The 1,953-nt window shown below is 64.4% G+C and carries 1 protein-coding gene and 2 pseudogenes; 2 read left to right on the top strand and 1 reads right to left on the bottom strand.

The features are described from left to right. Positions 1-221: 221 nt before the first annotated feature. Positions 222-863: pseudogene (locus tag JHD07_RS07960) on the bottom strand (alpha/beta fold hydrolase); the annotation flags it as partial. Positions 864-1,129: 266 nt separating this feature from the next. Between JHD07_RS07960 and JHD07_RS07955 the strand changes: the two are divergent. Then, a complete protein-coding gene (locus JHD07_RS07955; protein ID WP_291620748.1) occupies positions 1,130-1,639 on the top strand; it encodes a GNAT family N-acetyltransferase in 510 nt (169 codons plus the stop codon). Between the two features lie 178 nt (positions 1,640-1,817). After that, positions 1,818-1,953 (top strand): annotated as a pseudogene (locus JHD07_RS07950) (inorganic pyrophosphatase); the annotation flags it as partial.

Genomic DNA, 1,953 nt, shown 5'->3' with positions numbered 1-1,953 from the left:
GACCCCCATCGGCCGCCGTTAGGCCACCGTCTGCTGCTGCCACCGCCCCCCGCTCCCTGTAAAGTCAACTTAGAAGTAGAGTTAGACCCATCGAATCGAGCCCACAGAGGATCGCGCACAGCCAAAGGCGCCCGGGCGCTCCTGTGAACGCTCCTGTGAACGCTCCGGAGCGCCCCAGGTCCAGCTTGCGTATAGGCGTGCGGCAGCTCTCACGGCACAGGCGCGGCGGCGAGCAGCCTGTCCGGCGCGCAGATTCGGCCCGGCTCATCATCCGCATGGCCGCCGCGCCCCGGCGCAAACACTGCGATCGCGGAGATCGCCTTCGGATCGGCCTTGGCGAGCGCCAGCGCACCCCATCCCCCCGCGGAATGGCCGATCACGATCGCGGCGTCCTTGCGGATGAAATCCTGCTTTTGCAGATGGTCCAGCGCAAGCTTGATTGCGTCGGCCGTGGCGCGGCCCGAGCCTGCGTAATCGGCCTCGTCGCAGCCGCCCTGATCCTCGAGATAGCGGCCGCCGGTCGCACCATGGCCGGGCCGCTCCGGCACCAAGACGGCAAACCCACGCGCAACGAGGTGGGCGGCGAGCGGACGGTATTCCGGCTGCGGCATTTGCGCGCGACGCAGCGCATTCTGCGTCGAGGCGTGCGCGATCACCACGAGGCGGAACGGACCTGGTCCGGTAGGGCGAAACAGCAGGGCATGAGCAGCAACGCCGGTGTCCGGTGACGGCACAAGCCAGTCTTGACGACGTAACGGTTCGCTCTCCGCGCCCGATGGCCCGAACGCGACCTGTGCGCCCAGAGGTAGCGCAGTCAGCAAGGCCAGCAGTGGCAGGAGCGCGATGGTATTGAGGAGCCGCATGAATTGCCAGGGACGCACGCGAACAGCGACCCGCAGCCTAGTAGGAACGAATCATTCTTGGTGGACTTTTTGCGATGCCATGGCCGTTCGTTCGCGGCCGTAACGGAGTTTTGCACCGGCCCTCGCCACGCCATTGCCCATTGCAACGGCGGCCTGTCCTCTTTCGGTACAACATGGTCATAATACTGATGCAGAAAATCCACAGGTTAACCGATAATTAACGATAGGTCTTGCCGCCGGCGCGGCGACTTGGTTTGATCGCGTCCATGAGCACAACCCTGATCGAGGTTCGGCCGGCCAAAGCTGCAGATGCAACTGCGGTGGCGTCGACCCATGACGAAGCCTGGCGTTCGGCCTATCAGGGCATCATCCCCGGCGCCGAGCTGGAGAAGCTGATCAACCGCCGCGGTCCGCAGTGGTGGGACAGCGCGATTCGCAAGGGCAGCCGCGTCAGCGTGCTGGTGTTCGGTGACAAGATCGCCGGTTATGCCAATTACGGCCGCAACCGGGCCCGCAGCCTGCATTTCGACGGCGAGATTTACGAGCTTTACCTGCGGCCCGAGTTTCAAGGCCTCGGCTTCGGCCGCCGCCTGTTCGCGGCCGCCCGCCGCGACCTCATGCAGAGCGGGCTGAAGAGCATGGTGGTGTGGGCGCTCTCGGACAACGATCCGGCGACCGAGTTCTACCGGACCTTGGGCGGCCGCATGGTGGCGCGCTCTTCCGAGCGGTTCGGGCCGAAGGCGCTCGACAAGGTTGCCTTCGCCTGGACCAATTAAGCTGCTGAAATCCTGCCGGGCGGCGTTCCCTGTCCGTCGATACCGCCGCCTCTCGCGCCGGTGATCGCTGGATTCATTATTTCACAAGAACGCGATGGATCAACGGGCCAAGCCCGCGTATGACAGCGCCAAAATCGCTGCCGGGCGCGATTGGTCCTCGGCAACAACGGAGCCTTGAATGCGTATCGATGCGGTCTCGATCGGGAAAAACGTACCCCAGGACGTCAACGTCATCATTGAAGTCCCCGTTGGCGGCGAACCGATCAAGTATGAGATGGACAAGGAGGCCGGCACGCTGGTGGTCGACCGCTTCC

Source organism: Bradyrhizobium sp., from assembly GCF_016462955.1.
GTDB lineage: Bacteria > Pseudomonadota > Alphaproteobacteria > Rhizobiales > Xanthobacteraceae > Bradyrhizobium.
The sequence above is the reverse complement of the archived record's forward strand: the minus strand, read 5'-3'. Positions and strand labels throughout refer to the sequence as shown.